Origin of the sequence: Janthinobacterium aestuarii, assembly GCF_046113285.1 — a bacterium.
In the GTDB taxonomy this organism is placed as follows: domain Bacteria; phylum Pseudomonadota; class Gammaproteobacteria; order Burkholderiales; family Burkholderiaceae_D; genus Janthinobacterium.
The window spans coordinates 4,678,234-4,702,356 of record NZ_CP142524.1 but is presented as its reverse complement, the minus strand read 5'-3'; the positions used below and the strand labels follow the sequence as shown (position 1 = coordinate 4,702,356).

General features: G+C 62.8%; 22 protein-coding genes. 19 read left to right on the top strand and 3 right to left on the bottom strand.

Annotation, left to right across the window (positions count from 1 at the left end; all coding sequences use genetic code 11):
• The first annotated feature begins 1 nt into the window (after position 1).
• The 5 genes from OX462_RS21040 (at position 2) to OX462_RS21020 (ending at position 6,821) form a co-directional block, all read left to right on the top strand.
• A complete protein-coding gene (locus OX462_RS21040) occupies positions 2-994 on the top strand; it encodes a carbohydrate ABC transporter permease (RefSeq protein ID WP_121668755.1) in 993 nt (330 codons plus the stop codon).
• Complete coding sequence (locus OX462_RS21035; protein ID WP_034751746.1) at positions 991-1,809, top strand: carbohydrate ABC transporter permease; 819 nt, start codon at positions 991-993, stop codon at positions 1,807-1,809. Before OX462_RS21040 ends, OX462_RS21035 begins: the two co-directional genes overlap by 4 nt.
• A gap of 32 nt (positions 1,810-1,841) precedes the next feature.
• Complete coding sequence (locus OX462_RS21030; RefSeq protein WP_409026976.1) at positions 1,842-3,218, top strand: GH1 family beta-glucosidase; 1,377 nt, start codon at positions 1,842-1,844, stop codon at positions 3,216-3,218.
• Position 3,219: 1 nt separating this feature from the next.
• Entirely contained in the window at positions 3,220-4,260 is a 1,041-nt protein-coding gene (locus OX462_RS21025; RefSeq protein ID WP_409026975.1) for an ABC transporter ATP-binding protein, read from the top strand.
• Positions 4,261-4,367: 107 nt separating this feature from the next.
• Positions 4,368-6,821, top strand: a complete 2,454-nt coding sequence (locus OX462_RS21020) for a TonB-dependent receptor (RefSeq protein ID WP_121668758.1) — start codon at positions 4,368-4,370, stop codon at positions 6,819-6,821.
• Between the two features lie 94 nt (positions 6,822-6,915).
• Here the strand turns inward: OX462_RS21020 and xseA are convergent, their stop codons facing one another.
• Positions 6,916-8,277 (bottom strand): exodeoxyribonuclease VII large subunit, encoded by a 1,362-nt coding sequence (gene xseA / locus OX462_RS21015; protein WP_409026974.1) that lies wholly within the window; start codon positions 8,275-8,277, stop codon positions 6,916-6,918.
• A 316-nt stretch (positions 8,278-8,593) separates the two neighbouring features.
• On the bottom strand, positions 8,594-8,737 hold the full coding sequence (locus OX462_RS21010; protein WP_409026973.1) for a hypothetical protein: 144 nt from the start codon (positions 8,735-8,737) through the stop codon (positions 8,594-8,596).
• Positions 8,738-9,606: 869 nt separating this feature from the next.
• Here OX462_RS21010 and OX462_RS21005 point away from each other — a divergent pair.
• The 9 genes from OX462_RS21005 to OX462_RS20965 all read left to right on the top strand — a co-directional run bounded on the left by OX462_RS21005 (position 9,607) and on the right by OX462_RS20965 (position 17,060).
• Positions 9,607-10,212, top strand: a complete 606-nt coding sequence (locus tag OX462_RS21005) for a MotA/TolQ/ExbB proton channel family protein (protein ID WP_070224614.1) — start codon at positions 9,607-9,609, stop codon at positions 10,210-10,212.
• Entirely contained in the window at positions 10,209-10,649 is a 441-nt protein-coding gene (locus OX462_RS21000; RefSeq protein ID WP_034751736.1) for an ExbD/TolR family protein, read from the top strand. The genes OX462_RS21005 and OX462_RS21000 overlap by 4 nt, the downstream gene beginning before the upstream one ends.
• A 74-nt stretch (positions 10,650-10,723) precedes the next feature.
• Entirely contained in the window at positions 10,724-11,779 is a 1,056-nt protein-coding gene (gene lpxK, locus OX462_RS20995) for a tetraacyldisaccharide 4'-kinase (RefSeq protein ID WP_070312076.1), read from the top strand.
• The gene (locus OX462_RS20990) at positions 11,760-11,936 is read left to right on the top strand and encodes a Trm112 family protein (protein WP_010395789.1); all 177 of its coding nucleotides are present in this window, start codon (positions 11,760-11,762) and stop codon (positions 11,934-11,936) included. The genes lpxK and OX462_RS20990 overlap by 20 nt, the downstream gene beginning before the upstream one ends.
• A gap of 2 nt (positions 11,937-11,938) precedes the next feature.
• A complete protein-coding gene (gene kdsB, locus OX462_RS20985) occupies positions 11,939-12,697 on the top strand; it encodes a 3-deoxy-manno-octulosonate cytidylyltransferase (RefSeq protein ID WP_070312077.1) in 759 nt (252 codons plus the stop codon).
• Positions 12,698-12,972: 275 nt separating this feature from the next.
• On the top strand, positions 12,973-13,629 hold the full coding sequence (adk, locus tag OX462_RS20980; RefSeq protein WP_070224611.1) for an adenylate kinase: 657 nt from the start codon (positions 12,973-12,975) through the stop codon (positions 13,627-13,629).
• Positions 13,630-13,823: 194 nt separating this feature from the next.
• Positions 13,824-15,947, top strand: coding sequence for a sodium-translocating pyrophosphatase (locus OX462_RS20975; protein WP_409026972.1), 2,124 nt, complete (start codon positions 13,824-13,826; stop codon positions 15,945-15,947).
• Positions 15,948-16,147: 200 nt separating this feature from the next.
• Positions 16,148-16,546: a hypothetical protein gene (locus tag OX462_RS20970; protein WP_409026971.1), complete on the top strand. Its 399-nt coding sequence runs from the start codon at positions 16,148-16,150 to the stop codon at positions 16,544-16,546.
• Positions 16,547-16,559: 13 nt separating this feature from the next.
• Complete coding sequence (locus tag OX462_RS20965; RefSeq protein ID WP_409026970.1) at positions 16,560-17,060, top strand: glycine zipper family protein; 501 nt, start codon at positions 16,560-16,562, stop codon at positions 17,058-17,060.
• Here OX462_RS20965 and OX462_RS20960 read toward each other — a convergent pair.
• The gene (locus OX462_RS20960) at positions 17,057-19,114 is read right to left on the bottom strand and encodes a TonB-dependent receptor domain-containing protein (RefSeq protein WP_409026969.1); all 2,058 of its coding nucleotides are present in this window, start codon (positions 19,112-19,114) and stop codon (positions 17,057-17,059) included. The genes OX462_RS20965 and OX462_RS20960 overlap by 4 nt on opposite strands.
• A 279-nt stretch (positions 19,115-19,393) precedes the next feature.
• Between OX462_RS20960 and OX462_RS20955 the strand changes: the two genes are divergently transcribed.
• From OX462_RS20955 to OX462_RS20935, 5 genes are all read left to right on the top strand, one after another.
• On the top strand, positions 19,394-19,816 hold the full coding sequence (locus OX462_RS20955) for a hypothetical protein (RefSeq protein WP_070312082.1): 423 nt from the start codon (positions 19,394-19,396) through the stop codon (positions 19,814-19,816).
• A gap of 232 nt (positions 19,817-20,048) precedes the next feature.
• Positions 20,049-21,293, top strand: a complete 1,245-nt coding sequence (locus OX462_RS20950) for a hypothetical protein (RefSeq protein ID WP_139143015.1) — start codon at positions 20,049-20,051, stop codon at positions 21,291-21,293.
• A 4-nt stretch (positions 21,294-21,297) separates the two neighbouring features.
• Positions 21,298-22,740 carry a UbiA family prenyltransferase gene (locus tag OX462_RS20945; RefSeq protein WP_083287177.1) on the top strand — a complete coding sequence of 481 codons (1,443 nt, stop codon included), beginning with the start codon at positions 21,298-21,300 and terminating at the stop codon, positions 22,738-22,740.
• Between the two features lie 42 nt (positions 22,741-22,782).
• The gene (locus tag OX462_RS20940; protein WP_071650290.1) at positions 22,783-23,127 is read left to right on the top strand and encodes a DMT family transporter; all 345 of its coding nucleotides are present in this window, start codon (positions 22,783-22,785) and stop codon (positions 23,125-23,127) included.
• Positions 23,128-23,287: 160 nt separating this feature from the next.
• Positions 23,288-24,046: a 3-hydroxyacyl-CoA dehydrogenase gene (locus OX462_RS20935; protein WP_070224603.1), complete on the top strand. Its 759-nt coding sequence runs from the start codon at positions 23,288-23,290 to the stop codon at positions 24,044-24,046.
• The last annotated feature ends 77 nt before the right edge of the window (positions 24,047-24,123 follow it).

The window sequence follows — 24,123 nt, the reverse complement described above, 5'->3', positions numbered from 1 at the left end:
CATGACTACCTCCATGCCTTGTACCGAGCGCGCCGCCGTCCCGGCGCGGCGCGCCAGGAAGCGTTTCAACATGAAGCAGTGGGCGCCATATATTTTCATCAGCCCCTTCTTCATCCTGTTCGCCGTCTTCAGCCTGTTCCCGCTGCTGTTTTCCATCTATCTGTCGTTCAACCAGTGGGAAGCGGCCAGCGGCGTGGAAGCCATGCAGTGGGTGGGCCTGGACAACTACAAATACGCCTTGAGCGACCCGTGGTTCTTGCGCTCGCTGGGCAATACGCTGTGGCTGGCGCTGGCCTCGGGCGTGCCGCAGCACCTGGTCGCCATTCCGCTGGCAGCGTTCATCCACAACAGCTTCAAGCGCTCGCGCAACCTGGTGATCGGCATTTACTTTTTACCGTTCATCACCTCCAGTGTGGCCATCGCCATGGTCTTCAACACCCTGTTCTCGCGCGACTACGGCCAGATCAATGTGCTGCTCCAGTGGTGCGCCAGCCTGCCGCTGGTGGGAAGCCTGTTTCCGTCAGAGTCCATCGACTGGCTGGGCAGCTCGCTGTTCATCAAGCCGGCCGTCGCCTTCGTGATTTTCTGGCGCTACCTGGGCTGGAACCTGGTGCTGTACCTGTCCGCGCTGCAGGTGATACCGAAGGATTTATATGAAGCGGCCACCATCGACGGCGCCTCGACACGCCAGCAGTTCTGGTACATCACCCTGCCGCAGCTGCGCCCCATGATCTACCTGGCCGTCACCTTGACCATCATGGGCAATCTGCAGCTGTTCGAGGAACCGTTCGTGCTGGTGGCCGAATCGAGCGGCGTAAGCCAGTCGGTGATGACGACGGCCATCTTCGTCTACAAGACGGCGTTTTCCTCAGGCGACTTCGGCACGGCGTCGGCCATTTCCTGGCTGCTGTTCCTCATCATCGCCAGCACCACCTGGGTGAATAACCGCATCTTCAGCCGCAATGAACGTCATGAACGCAAGGAGGCCCGATGAAAACCACCCGCTGGACGGCCTACGCCATGGTGGCCATCGGCGCCCTGATCATGGTCGCGCCGTTCTACTTCATGTTCGTCTTCGCCACGCACACGAGCGCCGAGATCTACAGCCTGCCGCCGCCGCGCTGGTTCGGCACGGCCCTGCTGAACAACCTCGAACTGCTGCAGGAGCGCCTGCCGTTCTGGCGCAATATCGGCATCAGCCTCTACGTGGCCTTGATGACCACCGCCCTGACTTTGTTCTTTTGCTCGCTGGGCGGCTATGCCTTCGCCATGTACGAATTCCGCTTCAAGCGGCCCCTGTTTACCCTGGTGATGGCCTCGATGATCATCCCGTCCTTCATGAACATGATCCCGACCTTCATGCTGATGGATTTCCTCGGATGGCTGGACCAGCCGCGCGCCTTGTACGTGCCGGGAGCGGCCGGCGCGCTGGGGATTTTCCTGATGCGCCAGTACATCGGCACGGCGATACCGAAGGACCTGATCGAGGCGGCGCGCATCGACGGCTGCGGCGAATTCGCCATCTACTGGCGGGTCGTGCTGCCGCTGATCGGCCCCGCCATGGGCACCCTGGGCCTGATCACTTTCATCAACTCGTGGAACAATTTCATCACGCCGCTGGTCGTCATGCGCTCGGTCGAGAACTACACGATCCCGCTGGCCCTGCGCAGCATGCAGGCGCCGAACAACACGGAGTGGGGCGCGCTGATGACGGGCGCCGCCATCGCCGTGCTGCCGCTGCTGCTGATGTTTTTTGTCGCCTCGAAGCGCCTGATCGAAGGCTTGACCCAGGGCGCCGTCAAAGGCTGATCCACACATTTATCTCAACCCCTCACACTGACATGACCACCATGCATAACGACGACATCGACACCAACTTCCCCGCCACCTTCACCTGGGGCGTGGCCACCAGCGCCTACCAGATCGAGGGCGCCGCCGCCATCGACGGCCGCGGCCCGTCCATCTGGGATACCTTCAGCCACACGGACGGCAAGATCATCGACGGCAGCAATGGCGACGTGGCTTGCGACCATTACCACCGCTATGCCGAGGACGTGGAGCTGATCGCCAGCCTGGGCGTCAACGCCTACCGCTTTTCCATGTCCTGGTCGCGCGTCCAGCCGACGGGTTCCGGCGCCTGGAACGAGGCGGGCTTCGATTTCTATGCGCGCCTGCTCGACGCCCTGGCCGCGAAGGGTCTCGATGCCCATCTGACCCTGTACCACTGGGATTTGCCGCAAGCCTTGCAGGACGAGGGCGGCTGGCTCAACCGCGCCACCTGCTATCACTTCGCCGCCTACGCGGCCGAGGTGGCGCGCCGCTTCGGCCACAAGGTCGCCAGCATCGCCACGCACAACGAGCCGTGGTGCACGGCCGTGCTGGGCCACGGCACGGGCCAGTTCGCGCCCGGCATGGCCGATCCGGCCGCCGCCGTGCAAGTGTCGCACCACCTGCTGCTGTCGCACGGCCTGGCCATACAGGCGATGCGCACGGTGAATGCGCCGGCGAAACTGGGCATCGTGCTCAATCAGTGGACGGCCACGCCGGCCACCGACAGCGCCCAGGACCGCGAACTGGCCGAACTCGAATATGCGCGCTCGGTGCAGTGGTATATGGACGCCATCTTCAAGGGCCGCTACCCGGCCCTGGCCCTGAAACACGCCGACGCTTCTGCTTTGGCTATCTTTGAAAACGATTTCATCGATATTAAACAGCCCATCGATTTCCTCGGCGTGAACTATTACACGCGCGCTTACATGAGCGCCGAGACGCCGCCGCGCAAGCCCGAATGCAAGCTCGGTGTCAACGACATGGGCTGGGAAACCTATCCGCAAGGCTTGACGGAGCTGCTCGTGGGCCTGCACCGCGAGTACCGGCTGCCGCCCGTCTACATCACGGAAAACGGCATGGCCGTCGCCGACAAGCCCGTCGGCGGCAAGATCCACGACGAACCGCGCATCGAGTACGTGCGGCTGCACCTGGATGCCCTGCGCGCCGTGATCACGCAGGGCATCGACGTGCGCGGTTATTTCTACTGGAGCCTGATGGACAATTTCGAGTGGAACTCGGGCTACGCCAAGCGCTTCGGCATGCTGTACGTCGACTACGCCACGCAGCAGCGCAGCTTCAAGGACAGCGCCCTGTGGTACCGCGATTTCATCGCCGCGCAGCGCGCATCCCACGCACCGGCCCAGCTGGTCCTGGCCGGGGAGCACTGACATGGCCGCCATCTCGCTGCGCGGCATCCGCAAGACCTACGGCGACGGCCCGGAAATCGTCAAGGGCCTTGATCTCGATATCCACGACGGCGAATTCATGGTCTTCGTCGGGCCGTCCGGCTGCGGCAAGTCGACCCTGCTGCGCATGATCGCGGGACTGGAAGACATCAGCGCGGGCCAGCTGCGCATCGGCGACCTGCTGGCCAACGACGTGGCGCCGGCCGAGCGAGGCATCGCCATGGTCTTCCAGAGCTATGCCCTGTACCCGCACATGACGGCGCGCGACAACATGGGCTTTGCCCTCAAATTGGCGGGCAAGGGGGAAGCCGAAGTGCGCGCCGCCGTCGGCAAGGTGGCCGAGATTTTGCAGATCACGCACCTGCTCGACCGCAAACCCAAGGCCTTGTCGGGCGGCGAACGCCAGCGCGTGGCCATCGGCCGCTCCATCGTGCGCCAGCCCAAGGTGTTCTTGTTTGATGAGCCGCTGTCCAACCTCGATGCGTCCTTGCGCGTGCAGACGCGCATCGAGCTGGCCAAGCTGCACCAGGAACTGGGCACGACGATGATCTACGTGACGCACGACCAGGTCGAGGCCATGACCCTCGGTGACCGGGTCGCCGTCTTCCATGGCGGCCACCTGGAGCAGGTGGGCGCGCCTTTGGCCCTGTACCGCCATCCGGCCAGCCAGTTCGTGGCCGGTTTCATCGGCGCGCTGCGCATGAACTTTTTGCCGTGCGCCGCCGTCCCGGCCCTGGCCAGCCAGCTTGGCGGCGCGGCGGGCATGCTGGTCGGCATACGCCCGGAACACCTGCGCCTGGTGCCGCGCAACGAGGGCTACGGCGCCACGGTGACCCTGATCGAGCAGCTGGGCGATGCGCAGATCATCCACGCGACGCTGGAGGGAAGTTCGCATGCGGTGGCCATCAAGCTGCACGGCGAGGCGCGCCACGCGCTGGCACAGGGCAGCGCCATCGGCTTCGCGCCGGAAGAAGGCCATGCCTTTCTGTTCGACACGGCCGGGCGCGCCGTGGCCACCCATTGACCCCGCACGGAGGCGACATGACTTCAGATTGACACCCAAAAAATGTGCAGCAATAGCCAAAGAGCTATGTGATCATCATTCAACCAGCGGTACAGGAGACAACAACAATGCAACAGCTCAAACGCAATACCATCGCCCTCAGCCTGGCGCATGCGACCTTCGCCCAGTTCATCTTGCTGGGCAGCGGCGCCGCCATGGCCCAGGAGGCTGCAGCCACGGACGCGGCAAAACCACCGGCAGCCGAACAGATGGACCGCATCGTCGTCACGGCCACGCGCCGCAATACCTTTGTGCAGGAGACGCCGCTGGCCGTCACCGCCTTCAACCAGGACACCCTGCAAAACAACCAGGTCAAGGATCTGGCGTCGCTGGCCACGATGGTGCCCAGCCTCGTCGTCGAGCAGCATGGCGACTCGGGCGGCGTGCACGTCTACATGCGCGGCGTGGGCTCGGCCAACCACACGGAGCTGGGCGACCCGGCCGTCGCCTTCTATGTCGACGGCGTGTATTCGCCGCGTCCCCAGGGCGCCACGGCGCTGATGTACGACTTGAGCCACGTCGAGGTGGCGCGCGGACCGCAGGGCACCCTGAACGGCCGCAATTCGACGGCCGGCGCCGTCAATCTCGTCTCCGCCGCGCCAAACACATCGAAGTTCATGGGCTCGGCCGGCATCACCGTCGGCGACTACCGCCACCTGCAGACGCAGGGCATGATCAATATCCCGTTCTCCGACGACGTGGCGCTGCGCATCGCCGCCATCAAGGATAGCCACGACGGCACGGTGGACTTCCGCCGCGGCTCGAACGTCATGCCGGGCACGGCCAAGTATGGCGCCGGCGACCAGATGGGCGTGCGCGCCTCGCTGCTGTGGAAGTTCACGCCGCAGCTGCGCGGCACCTTCATCGCCGACTACTTCCTCGACCAGGGCGCCGGCAACGTCTACCTGGCGGCGGAACCGAAAACGGGCGAGAAGCTGCGCTCGGCCCTGATCGACACGCCGGGCACCCTGGACCAGTCGATTTTGACCTACAAGGGCAAGCTCAATTACAAGCCGACGGATGCGCTGGACTTCACGTACCTGGGCAGCTGGAGCCGCTACAAGCGCCAGAACAGCAATGATGCCGATGCGGGCCTGTTCCCCGGCTTCAAGTCGGAAAACCGCACCGACTGGGCGCAGTTCGACAGCTATTCGCACGAACTGCAGGCGCGCTCGGACGACGATGCGCCATTCCAGTGGGTGGCCGGCCTGTTCCTGTTCAACGAAAAGAACAAGGTGCGCTTCGATATCGACCGCAGCCAGATTTCGCAGGCGGCCGTGCAGCAGGATATCGCCAACGGCGCCGTGATTTTCGTGCAGCCCACCGTGGGCCAGTATGCGTCGTCCATGTCCTTCATCCAGGGCGACCGCCAGCTCAAATCGAAAGCCGTGTTCGGCCAGGTCAGCCAGCAGCTGACGGACCAGATCAAGCTGACGGCCGGCGCGCGCTACACGAAAGACCATAAATTCGACATCGGCGGCCAGAACTGGGCGTGCCCGAACTGGCCCGCGAACACGCCGCTGGGCACCACCGTGCTGACTGCCGACCAGCTGCGCCAGCTGGTCACGCCGGGCACGGGCCTGGCCAACACGCACAATATCGGCCCCGGTGGCGCCATCACGGCGGCCGCCTGCGGCAATACGCCGGGCGACAATACGGCCGACCTGAAATACGGCCAGGCCACCTGGCTGGGCCGCATCGAGTACAAGCTGCGTCCGGACATTCTGCTGTTCGGCTCCGTGACGACGGGCTTCCATTCGCCGGCCATCGGCGACGGCGGCGCCACGACCAAGCCGGAAAAGCTGACCAGCTATGAAATCGGCTTCAAGTCGGACTTGCTGAACCGCGAACTGACCCTGAACCTCGATGCCTTCCTGATGAAGTACAAGGACAAGCTCGAATCGCAGGTGGTCAACAGCGTGCTGGCCAACTTCAATGCGGCCGGCGCCACCGTCAAGGGCCTGGAAGCGGAATGGGTGTGGCGGCCGACGAAGGTCGACCGCCTGACGGGCAACGCCACCTGGCTCAAAGCCGTGTATGACGACTTCATGTCGTGCGACGTAGATGCGGCGCGCGCGAATGGCCAGTCCTGCGGCTCGACGGCGCCATTGGTGAACGTGGGCGGCAGCACCATGAAGCACGCGCCGAAGTTTTCCACCACGGTCCAGTACGAGCATGATTTCACGGTGGCCGGCGGCCAGCTCACGCCGCGCGCCTCGGTGCATTATGAAACCATGTCGTACGTGGGTGCGGGCGCGTTCAACGGCGACGTGCCGGGCCATGCGGGCGTCAAGCGCCAGGAAGCCTACACGACCCTGGACCTGAGCCTGCGCTTCCAGCCGGCGAACAAGGCGTACACGGTGGAAGCGTTCGTGCAGAACGCCACCGACAAGGCGGTCAAGCTGGACGTCAATGAAATCTGCACGGACGTGGGCATGCCGTGCCAGCCGACGCAGCAGATCTACGGCGCTTTCTACAACGCGCCGCGCACGTTTGGCGCGCGCGTGTCGATGAAGTTTTGATGAGGTAGTGTGAAAGAGCAGTTGCAGTCGCAGTCCACTCAGTAGGGGAAGGTGTTGGGCCGGGGAGCTTCCCCGGCCTTTTTTATTCCAGCGCTTATTCCAGCGTTGCCTGCACGCTGGCGATGCCGATCTGCGCGCTGCCTTCGGCCAGGCGCACGTTGACGTTCTGGCGCGCCTGCAGCTGCGCCGGCGAGCGCACGATGGCACCTTTTTCGTCGCGCAGGATCGCGTAGCCGCGTTCCAGGGTGCGCTGCGGATTCAACAGCTCCAGCTGCGCCGCCAGGCCGTCGAGGCGGTGGCGCCGCTGGCTGAGCAGCTGCGCCATGGCCGCGCCGCCGCGCCGCTGCGCTTCCAGCAGGCGCGCGCGCGATGACGTGACGTCGGGCCGCAAGGCGGCCCAGCGGTTGCGCAGGCGTTCCAGTGCGTACTGCGACTGGTTCACGGGCGCGCGCGCCGCATGCGTCATGGCCGTGGACAGGGCCAGCAGCTGCAAGCGCTGCTGCTGCAGCTGCGCCTTCGGGTTGAGCAGGCGGCGGCTGTGGCGGTCCAGCGTCTGCGCCGCGTCGTCGAGGCGGCGGCGCATGGCGCGGCGCAGGTCGGCCGCATCGGCGCGCAGGGAAGCCATCCAGTCCGCGCGCGGCGTGGCCGCCAGTTCGGCCGCCGCCGTCGGCGTGGCCGCGCGCAGGTCGGCCGCGAAGTCGGCGATGGTGAAATCGGTCTCGTGGCCCACGCCGCTGATCACGGGCATGGAACAGTCGGCGATCGCGTGCGCCACGGCTTCATCGTTGAACGACCATAAATCCTCGATGCTGCCGCCGCCACGGCACACCAGCAGCACGTCGCACTCGGCCCTGGCCGATGCCGTGCGGATCGCGTGCGCGATTTTTTCCGGCGCCTGCTGGCCCTGCACGGGCGTGGGATACAGAATGATGTTGACGTGCGGCGCGCGGCGCTTGAGCGCGATCAGCACGTCGCGCAGGGCGGCCGCCTGCGGGCTGGTGACGATGCCGATGCTGCGCGCGAACATGGGAATGGCGCGCTTGCGTTCCTGGTCGAACAGGCCTTGCGCGGCCAGCTTTTCCTTCAGGCGCTGGAACGCTTCGTACAGGGCGCCCACGCCGGCGCGGCGGATGGCTTCCACGTTGATCTGGTAGTCGCCGCGTGCGCCGTACAGGGTGACGAGGGCGCGCACTTCGACCTTGTCGCCTTCGCGCGGCGTGAAGCCTGCGTACTGGGCGCGGCCGCGGAACATCACGGCGCGCACCTGGGCGCCATCGTCCTTCAAGGTGAAATACCAGTGGCCGGAAGCGGCGCGCGTGAAGTTGGAAATCTCGCCGGCGATCCAGGTCAGGGGGAACGAGCGCTCGAGCAGGCGCGCGACGGCCTGGTTCAGGGCGCTGACGGTCAGCACGGGCGGGACGGCAAAGCCGCTGTCAGTCGGGGTGTCTGTCATCATAAAGCTGGGAGCGGGAAGGGAACTGTCCACATATTATCGGCGAGGTCATGCTTATGTCATATATCGTGCAAAACAACAAGTTCTATTTCTAAGTAATTGATTTCATGATGAATTCCCGTATGCCTGATTTGCGTGCACAGGGAAAAAATCCTTTAATATCAAGCACATCAGTGCAGCCCCTGCCACTTACGCACAAAGTTATCCACAGAAAGTGTGCGGAACTTTTTGCCTTGGACAAACATGGCCGGGCTGGCCCTGATTGAACGATAAAAGTGCCTTGCTACATTTTTGCGCACGGAAATAAAGTGCATAGGAATCAAGCGCTTAGTATGCCATGCATGGCCTTGCGCACAATCTTATCCACAAAAAATGTGCAGAACTCCCGCGCGGCAGCGGATTTATCCACCGGAATGCCCATGGCATGGCTTGCCTGAATTTTACGCAGCATAAAAATAGCCATATAGATCAAGGGCCTAGCGTTCGACCGTGCGCCTTGCTCACAATCTTATCCACAGAATATGTGCAAAACCGCATAAATCGTTTCGTCTTTTCCGGGAGCTTTCCACGGCGCGAGCAGATGCTTGCGCTGCCTTATTTTTCAGCATCGAAAAAAACTCCTTTAAAATCAATGCTCTTGCATGGAGTCAATCGGCTTGCTCACAATCTTATCCACACTTTATGTGTGGAACTGCGTTCGCCGTGGAAAACTGCCTTTTTGCCGTGAAATGTGACGCTGAAAATCGCGCTTTCCAGCCCTTGCTACATTTTTATGCACGGCAATAAAAACGATATAAATCAATGTACTTAGCGCGTATCTTTGCGCTTGCGCACAATCTTGTCCACAGATTGTGTGCAGAACTTTGACGGTCCCTCTGCCGCCGATTGTGCGCCGTCTGCCACTTTTTTACTCATTGATTTAATTTCTTTTAAAATCAATGGCTTAATTGAATTTCACGGCTTTGCGCACAATCTTGTCCACAGTAAATGTGCAGAACTCTGCAAGTATTAATTTATTGACATTGATTACTGCCGATAAGCTGCTATGCCTGTATTTTGCGCAGCATGATAATTCCCATGTAAATCAAGGACTTGTGCGCTGGACTTCATGCTTGCTCACAATCTTATCCACACAAAGTGTGCAAAACTGTGCGCTGGAGCCGCAGCCCGGAGCGTGATGTGGATAAGGGCACATGCAGGCGCCACTTGCCGCCGGCGCGGCAACGCGCTACATTGCGCCATTCCTGCGCGCACGTGCCATCGGTCTTCGGCGCTCGGTACAATACAGGCTGTCCGGGCGGTTCACCGCCTTCCCTTTACCAGGAGTTTCTTTTGCTCGCTATATTTCAAGCCGCTGGCTGGCCCATCTGGCTGTTGTTGATCGCTTCCATCGTCGCCCTGGCCCTGATCATCGAGCGCCTGCTGTATTTGCGACGCGCCAAGATACTGCCCCGCAAGCTGTTCGATGAAGTGGTGCAGGTATATCGCAGCGGCAAGATCACGCCGGACACGGTGGCCAAGCTGGAAGACAATTCGCCGCTGGGCGTGGTGCTGGCCGCCGCCTTGCGCAATGTCGACGCGCCGCGCGAAGTGATGAAGGAATCGATCGAGGAGGCCGGCAGCGGCGTGGCCCACACGCTGGAACGTTTCCTGACGACCCTGGGCACCATCGCCACCCTGGCCCCGCTGATGGGGCTGTTCGGCACGGTGGTGGGCATGATCGAAATCTTCGGCTCGCAAAATGCCAGCGGCTCGAATCCCGCCCAGCTGGCCCACGGTATTTCGGTGGCCCTGTACAACACGGGCTTCGGCCTGGCCATCGCCATGCCGACCCTCGTCTTCTACCGCCATTTCCGCGCCCTCGTCGACAGTTTCGTCATTGACATGGAGCAGCAAGCGGTCAAGTTCGTCGACATCGTCCACAGTGGCCGCAAATGAACTTCCGCAAAGGCAAGGGGCGTGAAGACCCCGAAATCAACCTGATCCCGTTCATCGACGTGCTGCTGGTGATCCTGATCTTCCTCATGGTCAGCACCACCTACAGCAAGTTTACGGAGCTGCAGATCACCTTGCCGACGGCCGACGCCGAGCAAGCCAAGGAGAAGCCGCAGCAGATTGACGTCACCATCGATGCCAAGGGCAATTACACGGTCAACCGCGAACCCGTCTCGTTCCGCGACGTGGCCGGCCTGGCCGACGCCCTGCAAAACGCGGCCAAGGCGGCCAACGGCGGCAAGGCGCCCGCGCAGACGCCCGTGGTCGTCGTCAACGCCGACCAGTTCGCCATGCACCAGATGGTCATCCACGTGATGGAAGCGGCGCGCCTGGCCGGCTATGAAAAGCTGACGTTTGCGGCGCAGGCGGGCGGCAAGTAAATTCCCACCGTTACCGGCAACATAATTGGGGTCTGACCCGCCGGGTCAGACCCCAGCCCTTTACTCCTCACCGCATGCCCACATCCTCCCCCGCCAAGCTTGAAACCACATTGACCCGCGCCTGGTTGACGCGCGGGCCGCTGGCGTGCGCGCTATGGCCCGTCTCGCTGCTGTTCGGCGCCCTGAGCGCCGTGCGGCGCGGCCTGTATCGCGCCGGCGTATTGACATCCGCGCGCCTGCCCGTGCCCGTCGTCGTCGTCGGCAATATCTTTATCGGCGGCACGGGCAAGACGCCGCTGACGATCTGGCTGGTGCAAGCCTTGCGCGACGCGGGCATGCGCCCGGGCGTCATTTCGCGCGGCCATGGCAGCGCCGACCGTTCGCCGCGCGCCGTCACCGCCGCGTCCACGCCGCAGCAGGTGGGCGACGAGCCGCTGCTGATCTTCCAGCGCGGCGGCTGCCCCGTGATGGTGGGGCGCGACCGCGCGCAAGCGGGCAGGGCGCTGCTGGCCGCGCACCCGGACGTCGACGTGCTGGTCACGGATGACGGCTTGCAGCATTACGCCTTGCGGCGCGACGTGGAAATCGTGCTGTTCGACGGCCGCGGCGCGGGCAATGGCTGGCTGCTGCCGGCCGGCCCCTTGCGCGAATCGCCGCGCCGCCGGCGCGACGTGACGGTGATCAATGCGCCCGAGCTGGCGCCGGCGCTGGTGGACCAGGTCGCGCCCAAGGGCGGGCTGGTGGTGCAGATGCGGCTCGATGGCGGCGTGGCTGAGCGCTTGACGGACCGCAGCGAACGCATGCCCCTGGAAACCCTGGCGGCCGGCGGCCAGCGCATCGTGGCGGCGGCCGGCATCGGCAACCCCCGGCGTTTCTTTGCCATGCTGCGCGGGGCCGGACTGGACTTCGCGGAGCTGCCCTTGCCCGACCATCACGACTTTCTCGACCAGCCATTTGCGGCCCTCGACACGGATGTGATCTTGATCACCGAGAAGGATGCAGTAAAATGTGCGCAAATTGAATATCTCAAAGATGACCCGAGACTGTGGGTCGTCCCCGTCAGTGCGCGCATCGATAGCGCGCTGGCCCAACAAATTGTGGAGAAATGTCGTGGACGCTCGACTGCTTGATATCCTGGTCTGCCCTGTTTGCAAGGGTCCGCTTGAACACGATAAGAAGGCGCAGGAACTGATTTGCCGCGCCGACCGCCTCGCCTATCCTATCCGCGATGGCATCCCCATCATGTGGGCGGACGAAGCGCGCACCCTGCAAGACGCAGTGGAATAACGATGGCGTTCATCGTCATCATCCCGGCCCGCCTGGCTTCGACCCGCCTGCCGGGCAAGCCGCTGGCCGACCTGGGCGGCAAGCCCATGGTGGTGCGCGTGGCCGAGCAGGCAGTCCTGTCCGGCGCCGCGCGCGTCATCGTCGCCACCGACCATGCATCGATCCGCGACGCCTGCGCCGCGCATGGCGTGGAAGTGTGCATGACGCTTGCCGACCATCCGTCGGGCACGGACCGCATCGCCGAAGTGGCGCGTACGCTCGCGTTGCCGCCGGACGCCGTCGTCGTCAACCTGCAGGGCGATGAACCGCTGATCGATCCGGCCCTGCTGGCCGCTTGCGCGGCGCAGATCAGCGCCGCCGTCCCCATGGCCACGTGCGCCCATCCGCTGCATGACGTGGTCGACGCCTTCAATCCGAATGTCGTCAAGGTGGTGCTGGACAAGGCAAACCGCGCCTTGTATTTTTCGCGCGCCACCATCCCCTGGCACCGCGACGGCTTCGCGCAGTCGAAAGACAGCTTGCCGGCCGGCTACGTGCCCTTGCGCCATATCGGCCTGTATGCCTACAGCAATGCATTTTTGCAAACGTATCCCACGCTCTCCGCGTCGCCTCTGGAAGCGATCGAGGCGCTGGAGCAGTTGCGCGTGCTGTGGCACGGCTATGCCATCGCCGTGCACGTCACGGACTCGGCCCCGGCCGCCGGCGTGGACACGCCGGAAGATCTGGAACGCGTGCAGGCGCACTACCGCCACGCCACCTGAGAAAACGTCCATGGCTGCCTTGCCCTGAACGTTTTTCAGGCGTCGTGCGTGCGCGAGAAAAACTTTATGCGGGGCCTGCCACAAAAAACCACATTTTGAAACACCTGCTTCGCTAATTGCTGGCTTTGATCAATCAGGGCATAGCAATTCGACAGCAAACTGGCGTTCCGGGGATTTTTTGTGGTAAGTTTCGTAGGGAAAGATAGCCATAGCAACATCATCTAAAAATAATTACACATACCACCATCCAAAATCTGTTTTTTAGGAACTTTTCAATGCGTCTGATACTTTTAGGAGCACCCGGTGCCGGCAAGGGCACCCAAGCTAACTTCATCAAAGAAAAATACAATATTCCACAAATCTCCACGGGCGACATGCTGCGCGCGGCGATCAAGGAAGGCACCGAACTGGGCCTGGCAGCCAAAAAAGTCATGGATGCGGGCGGCCTCGTGTCGGACGACATCATGATCGGCCTCGTCAAGAACCGCCTGCAGGAAGCCGATTGCGCCAATGGCTACCTGTTTGACGGTTTCCCGCGCACCATCGCGCAAGCGGACGCCATGAAGGATGCCGGCATCAATGTCGACTACGTGCTGGAAATCGACGTGCCGGATGAGTCGATCATCGAGCGCATGGACGGCCGCCGCAGCCACCCGGGTTCGGGCCGCGTCTACCACGTCAAATTCAATCCGCCCAAGGTCGACGGCGTCGACGACATCACGGGCGAGCCGCTGATCCAGCGCGACGACGACAAGGCTGAAACGGTCAAGAAGCGCCTGGACGTGTACCACAACCAGACCAAGGTCTTGCTCGGTTACTACAACGACTGGGCCAAATCCGGCCTGCCGGGCGCGCCGAAATACCGCCGCATCGCCGGCGTCGGTCCGGTCGAGCAAATCCGCGACAGCGCATTTGCCGCCCTGGCGGAATAAGCAGTATTGAAAAGCGGACCTCAGTGTCCGCTTTTTTTGTGCCCGCTTTTCAGGCAGACTGCAAGCATGGCTGTATGTCTTACGTTTTCGTAGTTGAAGTTTTTTGCAGGTCGTGTTTTCCTGGCTGCGCGCGCCTACCCGGTGCGGTCTGCAGCTGTCGGCAATGACGTCGGATAAAAACAGAAGGGGACGATATGGCAGCCAGTTTGTGGTTTGCGGTAGCCTGCGGCGTGGTCGCAGTCATCTATGGTTTGGTGTCGCGCAGCTGGATCCTGCGCCAGGATCCCGGCAACGCGCGCATGCAGGAAATCGCGCTGGCCATCCAGCAGGGCGCGGCCGCCTACCTGGCACGCCAGTACCGCACCATCGCCATCGTCGGCGTGGCGCTGCTGATAGCCATCTATATCTTGCTCGGCCTGCATACGGCGCTGGGCTTTCTGATCGGCGCCGTGCTGTCGGGCGCCTGCGGCTTCATCGGCATGAATGTCTCGGTACGGGCCAATGTGCGCACGGCGCAGGCGGCCACCCTGGGCATCAATCAGGCATTGAACGTGGCCTTCAAGGGCGGGGCGATCACGGGCATGCTGGTCGTCGGTCTGGGCTTGCTGGGCGTGACCCTGTTCTACTGGCTGCTGGTGACGACGGGCGCGCCAGGCCTGACCCAGCATGACCTGATCAAGCCCCTGATCGGCCTGGCCTTTGGCGCCTCGCTCATTTCCATCTTCGCGCGTCTGGGCGGCGGCATTTTCACCAAGGGCGCCGACGTGGGCGCGGACCTGGTGGGCAAGGTCGAGGCGGGCATTCCCGAGGACGATCCGCGCAACCCTGCCGTCATCGCCGACAACGTGGGCGACAACGTGGGCGACTGCGCCGGCATGGCGGCCGACCTGTTCGAAACCTATGTCGTGACCCTGATCGCCACCATGCTGCTGGGCGCGCTGCTGATGGCCGAAGCGAGCAGCACGGCCATCCTCTATCCGCTGCTGCTGGGCGCCGTTTCCATCCTCGCCTCCATCGTCGGCTGCTCGATGGTCAAGACGGCACCCGGGAAGAAGATCATGTCGGCCCTGTACACGGGCCTGTGGTGGGCGGCCGGCCTGTCGCTGGTGGGCTTTGCCGTGGTCACGTGGCTGCTGTGGCCCGACGACGCCATGCGCTACAAGATGCTGGGCGCCACCGTCGTCGGCATCGTCCTCACGGGCCTGATGGTCTACATCACCGAGTACTACACGGGCACGGACTTCAAGCCCGTGCGCCATATCGCCGAAGCGTCGACGACGGGCCACGGCACGAATATCATCGCCGGCCTGGGCGTGTCGATGAAGTCCACCGCCTACCCGGTGCTGGCCGTCTGCGTCGCCATCCTCGTTTCGTACCAGCTGGCGGGCCTGTACGGCATCGCCATCGCGGCCACCTCGATGCTGTCGATGGCGGGCATCATCGTCGCGCTCGACGCGTATGGCCCCATCACCGATAACGCGGGCGGCATCGCGGAAATGTCGGGCCTGCCCGACTCCGTGCGCGCCATCACCGACCCGCTCGACGCCGTCGGCAATACGACCAAGGCCGTTACCAAGGGCTACGCCATCGGCTCGGCGGGCCTGGCCGCGCTGGTGCTGTTCGCCGACTACACGCATGCGCTCGAATCCGTGGGCCAGCACATCACCTTCGACTTGTCGAACCCCATGGTGATCGTCGGCCTGTTCATCGGCGGCCTGATACCGTACCTGTTCGGCGCCATGGCGATGGAAGCCGTGGGCCGCGCGGCCGGCGCCGTGGTGGTCGAGGTGCGCCGCCAGTTCCGCGACATCAAGGGCATCATGGAAGGCACGGCGCGGCCCGAATACGACAAGGCCGTCGACATGCTGACGGCGTCGGCCATCCGCGAAATGATCGTGCCCTCCTTGCTGCCCGTCGTGGTGCCCATCGTCGTGGGCATGCTGCTGGGGCCGGCGGCGCTGGGCGGCCTCCTGATGGGAACGATTGTGACGGGCCTGTTCGTGGCTATTTCCATGACCACGGGCGGCGGCGCCTGGGACAATGCCAAGAAATACATCGAGGATGGCCATTTCGGCGGCAAGGGTTCCGACGCGCACAAGGCGGCCGTCACGGGCGACACGGTGGGCGACCCGTACAAGGATACGGCGGGACCGGCCGTCAATCCCTTGATCAAGATCATCAATATCGTGGCCCTGCTGCTGGTGCCGCTGCTGCCGGCCACGGGCTGGCTGGCCGTCAAGGCGCCGGCACCTGTCCACGCGCCCGTGCCGCCCATCCTGGCGCCGGCGACACCCGTGCAAAGCTTGCCGGCGCAATAGACCGCGCCACTCCATGCAGCCCCGTGGCCCGCGCCGCGGGGCTGTTTGCATTTTCTGCAGGTGAAACTTTCCTGCACTCCATATCCTCGGCGTATCAAAAGTGAGCAATTGTTACGGCGCCTTTGCTTGTGCCGGCCCCTTGCCAATAATGGAGTGAAAAGGTGAGCTTCACAGTCTGGCAGGGAAGGCGGGAGGATGTCATGGACAGCATCAACAGGAAGGGCGGCGCGCTGCTGGCGTTGCTGATATTGAGCGGTGTTGCCGGGTTGGCCCAGGCGGAGCCGGGCCGGCACGGCGGTTTCCACGGCCATCACGGCCACTTCCATGGCCATTCGCACGTGGGCGTCTGGGTGGGAGCGCCCTTGTTGTATGGCTATGGGCCGGGCTGGTATGGCGACCCGTGGTATGGCTATCCTTATCCGTATGGGCGCACGGTGGTCGTGCAGCCGCCGCCCGTCGTGCCTCCCGTTTACATCGAGCAGGGCGGCGAGCCGACGGCGCAGATGTGGTACTACTGCGCGCGGCCGCAGGGCTATTATCCCTACGTGAAAAATTGCAGTACGGCATGGCGTGCCGTGCTGCCGACCAGCGTGCGCTGACGGGGAGGTCAACATGAATACGAGAGCGTTAATGGGGCGTGCCGGCCTGCTGGCGCCGCTGCTGCTGGCTGCCTGCACGGTGATGCCGGAAGGGCCGTCGGCCATGGTCTTGCCCGGCACGGGCAAGAGTTTCGAACAATTCCGCCGCGACGATCTGCAGTGCCGCGGCTATGCGCAAGGCCAGTTGGGCGGCAGTTCGGCGCAGCAGGCCAGCGTCGACAGCGGCGTGCGCAGCGCGGCGCTGGGTACGGTGCTCGGTGCGGCGGCCGGCGCCGCCATCGATGGCGGCCATGGCGCCGGCGTGGGCGCGGGCACGGGTTTGCTGTTCGGCGCGCTGGCAGGCACGGGCGCGGCGGACAGTTCCGCGTATGGCATGCAGCGCCGCTATGACTACGCCTACCAGCAATGCATGTATGCGAGCGGCCACAAGGTGCCCGTCGCCGGGCAGATGCTGAGCAGCGTCCCGGCCAATGCCGCCACGCCGCCGCCCGATACGCCGCCGCCCCGTTATTAGAACCGTGAGGTCAGGCCGACGAACATGCGGCGTCCCGGCACGTAGTAGTCAACCAGGCCATCGGCCATCGGTCCCTTCTTGAACAGGTTTTGCACGCCGCCGCGCACGGTCCACTGGGGCGTGACCTTGTACGACACGACGGTGTCGACGATGGTGTAGGCCTTGTCGGCCAGCTTGCCCGCGTCGAGTTCCTTGCCCGTGTACTGGGCCGACACTTCGCCGAACAGCTGGTCGTTGACTTGCCAGCCCAGCGCCGAATACCACGACAGCTTCGGCGTCGACAGCAGGTTGGCGCCCGTGGTCAGGTTTTTCGCCTCGGCCATGTAGGTCACGTTGTTACGCCAGTTCAGGTTTTTCGTCAGCGGGATATTCGCCGTCGCTTCCAGGCCGCTGGTGCGCGCTTTCTGGATATTCGTCATTTTGGTCCACCACTGCTTCTGGTAAAAACCCAGCGGCGCGTAGTCGATCTTGTTCTTGAAATCCGTGTGGAAGTACGTCAGGCCCACGTCCCAGCCATTCTGTTCCCACGCCACGCCGATCTCGCCGGCCGTGCTCGTTTCCGGCTTCAAGTCCGCATTGCCGGCCATGTAGCAGCCGCCCGTGATGTAGCCGAGCGGTTTGAGGCTGCCGCAACCGCGTCCGCCCGACTGCGTGGCCGCCGCCGGCGAGTTTTCCTTCAGGCTGGGGGCGCGGAAGCCTTGCGAGATGCCGCCCTTGATGGTCCAGGCGGGGGCCGGGTGGTACACGAGGTAGAGGCGCGGGCTGTAGTGGTTGCCGAACTTGCTGTGGTGATCGAGACGCAGGCCGGCCGTGGCCGTCAGGTTGTCGCGCAGGAACAGCTGATCTTCCGCAAACAGGGCCGAGGTGGTACCGGACAGGGTGGCGCCGCTCACGGGGTTGCCCAGGTAATCGGTGGGCACGGTGCCGATGGTGTCCGTGTTCGTCAATTCCTGGTGCTTCCACTGGCCGCCCATCACCAGCATTTGCTCGATGCCGCCCCAGCCGACCCGTTTTTCCAGGCTGGCGTCCAGCGTGCTGTCCTTGGATTTGGCCACCGTGCCGACGACTTCGTTGTCGAAATCGTTGTGGTACAGGTTGACCACGGCCTTGCCGAAGTCCCAGCGGCCTTCATAGCCGATGCTGGCGCTCTTGCGTATCAGTTTGCTCGCGCCCCAGGCGCCGAACAGCGGGTAGCCGTCCGCGTCGAGCGTGGTCGAATCCGTCGATTGCTGCTTGCCGTAGCTGGCGTCCAGCGACAGGTTCTGCTTCTTGTCCAGCGCCCAGTTCAGCTGGCCCGAGACAGTCTGGTTGCGTTCGCCGCCGATGCCGCCCGATTTGCCGATCGCTTTTTCATCGGGATTCTGGCGCGTCTGGCCCACGCCCAGGCGCATGCCCACCGTGTCCGACAAGGGGCCGGCCAGGTTCACGCCCAACTGGTGCGCCGTGCCGCGGCCGCTGTCCTGCGGCTGCGTGTAGTTGGCCGTGGCCGAACCGTTCCACTTGCCCGGCACCTTGCGCGTGATGATGTTGATCACGCCGCCCATGGCGTCCGAGCCGTACAGCGACGACATGGGGCCGCGCACCACTTCGATGCGCTCGATCATGTCGGGCGAGATCCAGTTCAAGTCCTGGCGGCCCAGGTCGGGACGGTAGGCCGTGTCGGCCGAGCTGCCGACACGCTTGCCGTCGACGAGGATCAAGGTGTATTTGTCTGGCAGGCCGCGCAGCTTGATCTTCGACTCTTCGCCCACGGGGCTGGTGCCGCCCGTCACGCCGGGGATGCGGCGCAGCAGGGTATTCAAGTCATACACGGGCTGGCGCTCGATTTCCTCGCGCGTGATGACGCTGATGCTGGCCGGCGCATCCTTGATGTCGATGGCCGTGCCCGATGCCGTGACGACCACCGTGTTCATGGTGGGATCGGCGGCCGCATTGCCTTCGGCCCAGGCGCTGCTGACGGCCAAGGAGAGCAGGCAGGGCAGAAGCAGAGTGGCGCAATGGATGGGGCGGGCGGGCGTAACAGGATGAATGAAGGCGGGACTGCGCTTGGTCATGGTGAACTTTCCGGATGTTGTTTTTTCCTGGCTGCCTTCCGGGTGGCTCGGGTATGAATGATTGAAAATGCAATAAACTGCGCTCCTATTCCGCGAATGAGAATAAGAATCGTTCTTATTGTAATGCCATCCTGGCAAGAAGGAAAGTGCTGAAAGGAAATAAAACACCGTTGCAGCGTGGACATGGCGGCTGCCAGCGTGTGCGTGTTACTCGCGCTGGCATCTGGCGCCGTGTGTGCCAATAATGAAAGCGGTATGATCGATGCTTGGGGAGGGGGCATGAAGACGATGACAAAAACCATGCTGGCGCTGGCCGGCGCCCTGCTGCTCGCTGGCGGCGATGCCTGGGCGCAGGAACCTGCTGCGTCCGATCAACTGCCCGTGTGCCAGCTCGACCCGCGCGACAGCGGCAAGCTCGCGGTGGAACCGTGCCGCCCGGCGCCGCCCGTGCAGCCGCGCCGTTCCGTGGCGCAGGTGATCGGCCGCATGCCGGCCCAGCCAGCGCCACCGGTCGTGCCCATGGCGCCGCTGCCGCCCAGCCCGGCCGTGCCCATGCCGCGCGCGCCGCAGCCCATCGGTGCCTGCGACACGGGCGGCTGCCGCGACGCTGCCGGCACGCGCTACAACGGCGCGGGCAACGCCACGCTCGATGCCAACGGGCGCATCTGCCACCGCAACGGCGCTTTCATGCAGTGTTTCTAAGGAGTCGGTGCCAGCGCATCGCGCTGCCATGCCGGAAGCAATAGGCAGGCCCTGTGCGTTGCCGCCGGGCGCCATGCATGCTGCCACGGCTCCATTTTCTAAATATTGATAAAAAACAAATATCAAGGATGAGTGGCCGGGATTTAATTATTGCTTTTTTGTATATATCATGAAACAATAACAATAAATATTTAATAATTTATTGTTGTCATCGTATTGTTAGCAATCCACAATGAAACCAGCCCATCTTCGTCTCTTGTTCGTCACGTTTTCCATCTGTGCCCTGGCTGTATTTTCCTGGTATTTTTTGGCAGGAAACGCACTGCTGGAGGCGGCCTATGACGGGCGCTCATGGTCGGTCCTCAATAAGGTACTGGGACACGCTGACCGCCACCCGCTGGCATTCTATATTCAGAAAATGGATGCCTTGGTAAGCTTTTACCTGTTGCTTTGGCTGGCATTCACCGTCACTGCCGCAGTGTTCCTGTATCGCTTGCATCGGCCCGCAGCAAAGAGCGACGATGGGCTCGACTACCTGTTGTTCGCCATTTACACCGCAGTGTTTGCCGGAATGCTCCTGCGTTTCGGCACGCAGGAAAGCTGGTACATGATCGATGACATTATGGCATTCAAAGGTACGCCGCCGTTCCAGCACCGCGTCATGTTCATTTTCCCGGCACAGGTCCTGCAGTACCTGTTCCCCCGCCTGGGCGCTATCGAGTGTTTTCTCTGGTCCCAGGTACTGGCCATTGTGCTGATGCTGTGGTCGGTCCGGCGTTTTGCGGCTCTCTTCATCCGACGAGACCTGGCCTTCGTGGCGCAGTTTCTGGTGTTGTGCATGTGGGCGCCCACGGTCACCTATTACACGTTTTACGATATCGGTATTATTTTTGTCTATTCCTTTTGCCTTTACCACCTGCTGCGCCGTGAAATGCTGCCCTATGTGGCGATGCTGGTGGCGGGAACGTTCAATCACGAGATAACGCTTTTCCTGATCGTGACGAGCGGCTTTGTCTTGCTTGGACAGATGAAGCTGCGCTCGCTGGCGGGATGGATCTTGCTGCAACTGCTGCTGTACGGCCTGGTGCGCGTACTGATGTTTTATGTGTTGCCAGCTCATCAGGCATGGGAGGGCGGCAAGATTGACAACAATATCAATCTCTTCCTGCACCATCCGCGTACGCTGGTACAGAACGTTGGCCCTTTATTGCTGTGGTATCTCGTGGCCGCCTGCGGCTGGCGCTATGCGTCGGCGCCGCTGCGGCGCTGCCTGATTATCCTGCCGTGTTTGCTGACCATGACCTTTATGGTGGGACAGTTCAATGAAGGGCGCCAGTTTGACGCGTTCATCCCCGTTGCCGTGGCATTCATGTTGTGCGCACTGAGTGCGCGTGTCGGTGCGCCAGCCATGCCCACGCTGGATCGGGACAGCGCCTGGTTGCTGTTACGCATGCCGGCATCCGGCACGGGAAGGTAATATCATGGCCGAACCGATGTTGCACGCGCAGGGTGAACAGAAGAGTGTACCGCTGGTGGTTGATCTCGACGGTACGCTGATCCATTCGGACTTGCTGTGGGAAGCGATTCTCATCTTTATCAAAGTGCGCTTCCTGCAGCTCTGGCGCTTGCCGTTCTGGCTATTTTCCGGCAAGGCTGGCTTCAAGGAAAAAATGGCGGACATGGTGGAGATCGATCCACAAGCCTTGCCGTATGATCAGATTTTGCTGGCCGACCTTGCGCGCCAGCGCAGCGAAGGGCGCCAGATCATTCTGGCGACAGGTTCGCAGCGCCGTTTCGCCGATGCCATCGCCGTCCACCTGGGGCTGTTTGACCGCGTGCTGGCCACCGAGGGCGGGATCAATCTCACTTCGCACAACAAGGCGCATCAACTGAGCGAACTGTTTGGTGCCAGGGGGTTTGATTACATAGGCAATGCCAGTGTTGACGTCGCGGTATGGAATGCCAGCAACGTGGCGCTTTCCGTCACGCGCACGCCGTTCCGGCTGGCGGGTGGCGGCGCCACGCAGCCAGCGGGCACGCCGCGCACCGGGTGGGGCGCGCCCCTGCTCAAGGCAATGCGGCCCCGCCAGTGGCTGAAGAATCTGCTGGTCTTTGTGCCGATGCTGGCCGGCCATGCGCTGAATCTGCCGACTTTCCTGCAGGCGCTGGTGGCGTTTGTGGCTTTTTCGCTGTGCGCCTCTAGCGCCTATCTGCTCAATGATGCGCTCGATGCGCCCGATGACCGACGCCACCCCAGCAAGTGCCGCCGGCCCATAGCCGCCGGCAGCCTGCCGCTGCCCGTTGCCCTTCTGGCCAGTCCGCTGCTGGCCATCCTGGCGCTGGCCATTTGCGCACTGTTCGATCCGCTGCTGTTGCTGGCCGTGGCGATTTACTTCGCCACCACCCTCGCGTACTCGATTTACCTGAAGCGCTTGCTGATGGTCGATATCGTCACCCTCGCCATCCTGTATACCTTGCGCATACTGGGGGGCAGCGCGGCGACGCATATCGAACCGTCGTTCTGGCTGCTGGCCTTTTCCTTCTTTATTTTCCTTAGCCTGGCGCTGCTCAAGCGCTATAGCGAGTTATTCAATCTGGAGCGCCAAGGCAAGGAAAAGACGCGCGGCCGCAGCTATACGACGGCCGATAAGGCGCCGATCGGCATCATGGGCGTGAACAGCGGATTCATTTCGCTGCTGGTGTTCATGCTGTACTTTAATTCCCAAAATATCCTGGTGCTGTATGCGCGCCCTTACCTGTTGCTGGGTATCGTGCCCCTGCTGGTGTTCTGGCTGGGACGATTGTGGACGCTGGCCTTCAGGGGCGAGGTCAACGAGGATCCCGTGTTGTATGTGAGTAAAGATCCCGTCAGCCTCGTGGTCATCGCCGCCTGCATGGCGCTGGCGGTCGGCGCCAGCCTGTAGAATGTCGCACCCTCTCCCGAAACCGTACCCGAACTGCTACCGATGATGACTTCCGCTTCTGCAGGCTTCCTATGGTGCGCGCTGGCCTCAGTGGCCAGCGCGGCGGCCACCTTGCTGATCAAAATGTCCAGCCAGTATGGCAGCGGCCTGAATATCGTCCGCCTGCTGTGGCTGGGCGGCGCAGGGGGAGCCTATGCCCTCGGTTTCATCTGCTATGCGGTGGCGCTGGAAAAGCTGCAAATCAGCCTGGCCTATCCCGTCATGACGGCCATCACGATGGCGCTGGTGACCCTGATCGGCTGCTGCGTGCTGCAGGAAGCGCTCACCATGCCGAAAGTGATCGGCATTCTGCTGATCACGGCGGGTGCTTTCGTCCTGTCCCGCTGAGCGCTCCAACGCCGGCCTGCTCCGTTTATCCATAACTTTTGGCTGTGTTGCGCAAAAAATGGCTACAATTGTCGCCGACATTACGTTTACGTAAACGTAACTATGGCACCATGCAACCATCAGGCGCCGGGAACACGGCCCTTATCACTCAGGAGTTTTCATGCAGATTCAGGACAATGTATTCATCATCACGGGCGGCGCATCGGGTTTGGGCGCGGCCACGGCGCGCATGCTGACGGCAGCAGGCGGCAAGGTCGTGCTGGCCGATGTGCAGACGGAGGCGGGCCAGGCGCTGGCTGCTGAACTGAACGGCGTGTTCGTGCAATGCGACGTGACGTCGGAAGAGGACGGCCTGGCCGTGGTGGCTGCGGCCACCAAGCTCGGTACTTTGCGCGGCCTGGTCAACTGCGCCGGCGTGGCGCCGGCCGTGAAAACCGTGGGCAAGGATGGCCCGCATCCGCTGGCCCTGTTCCAGAAAGTCGTCAACATCAACCTGGTGGGCACCTTCAATATGTGCCGCCTGGCGGCCGACGCCATGGCGAAACAGGACGCGACGGCGGAAGGCGAGCGCGGCATCATCATCAACACGGCTTCCGTGGCGGCCTACGATGGCCAGATCGGCCAGGCGGCCTACGCCTCGTCGAAGGCGGCCGTGGTGGGACTGACCCTGCCGATGGCGCGCGACCTGTCGCGCAACGGCATCCGCGTGATGACGGTGGCGCCCGGCATCTTCGAGACGCCGATGCTGCTGGGCATGCCGGCCGAAGTGCAGGATGCGCTGGGCAAGATGGTGCCGTTCCCTTCGCGCCTGGGCAAGCCCGGCGAATACGCGCAACTGGTAAAGGCCATCGTGGAAAACGTCATGCTCAATGGCGAAACCATCCGTCTCGATGGTGCCATCCGCATGCAGCCCAAATAAGCGTGGCGTGATTTGATGTAGGATACCCCCGTATGGGCCGTACAGCCTTGCCTGGCTGTGCGCCCTTTTTTTATCGG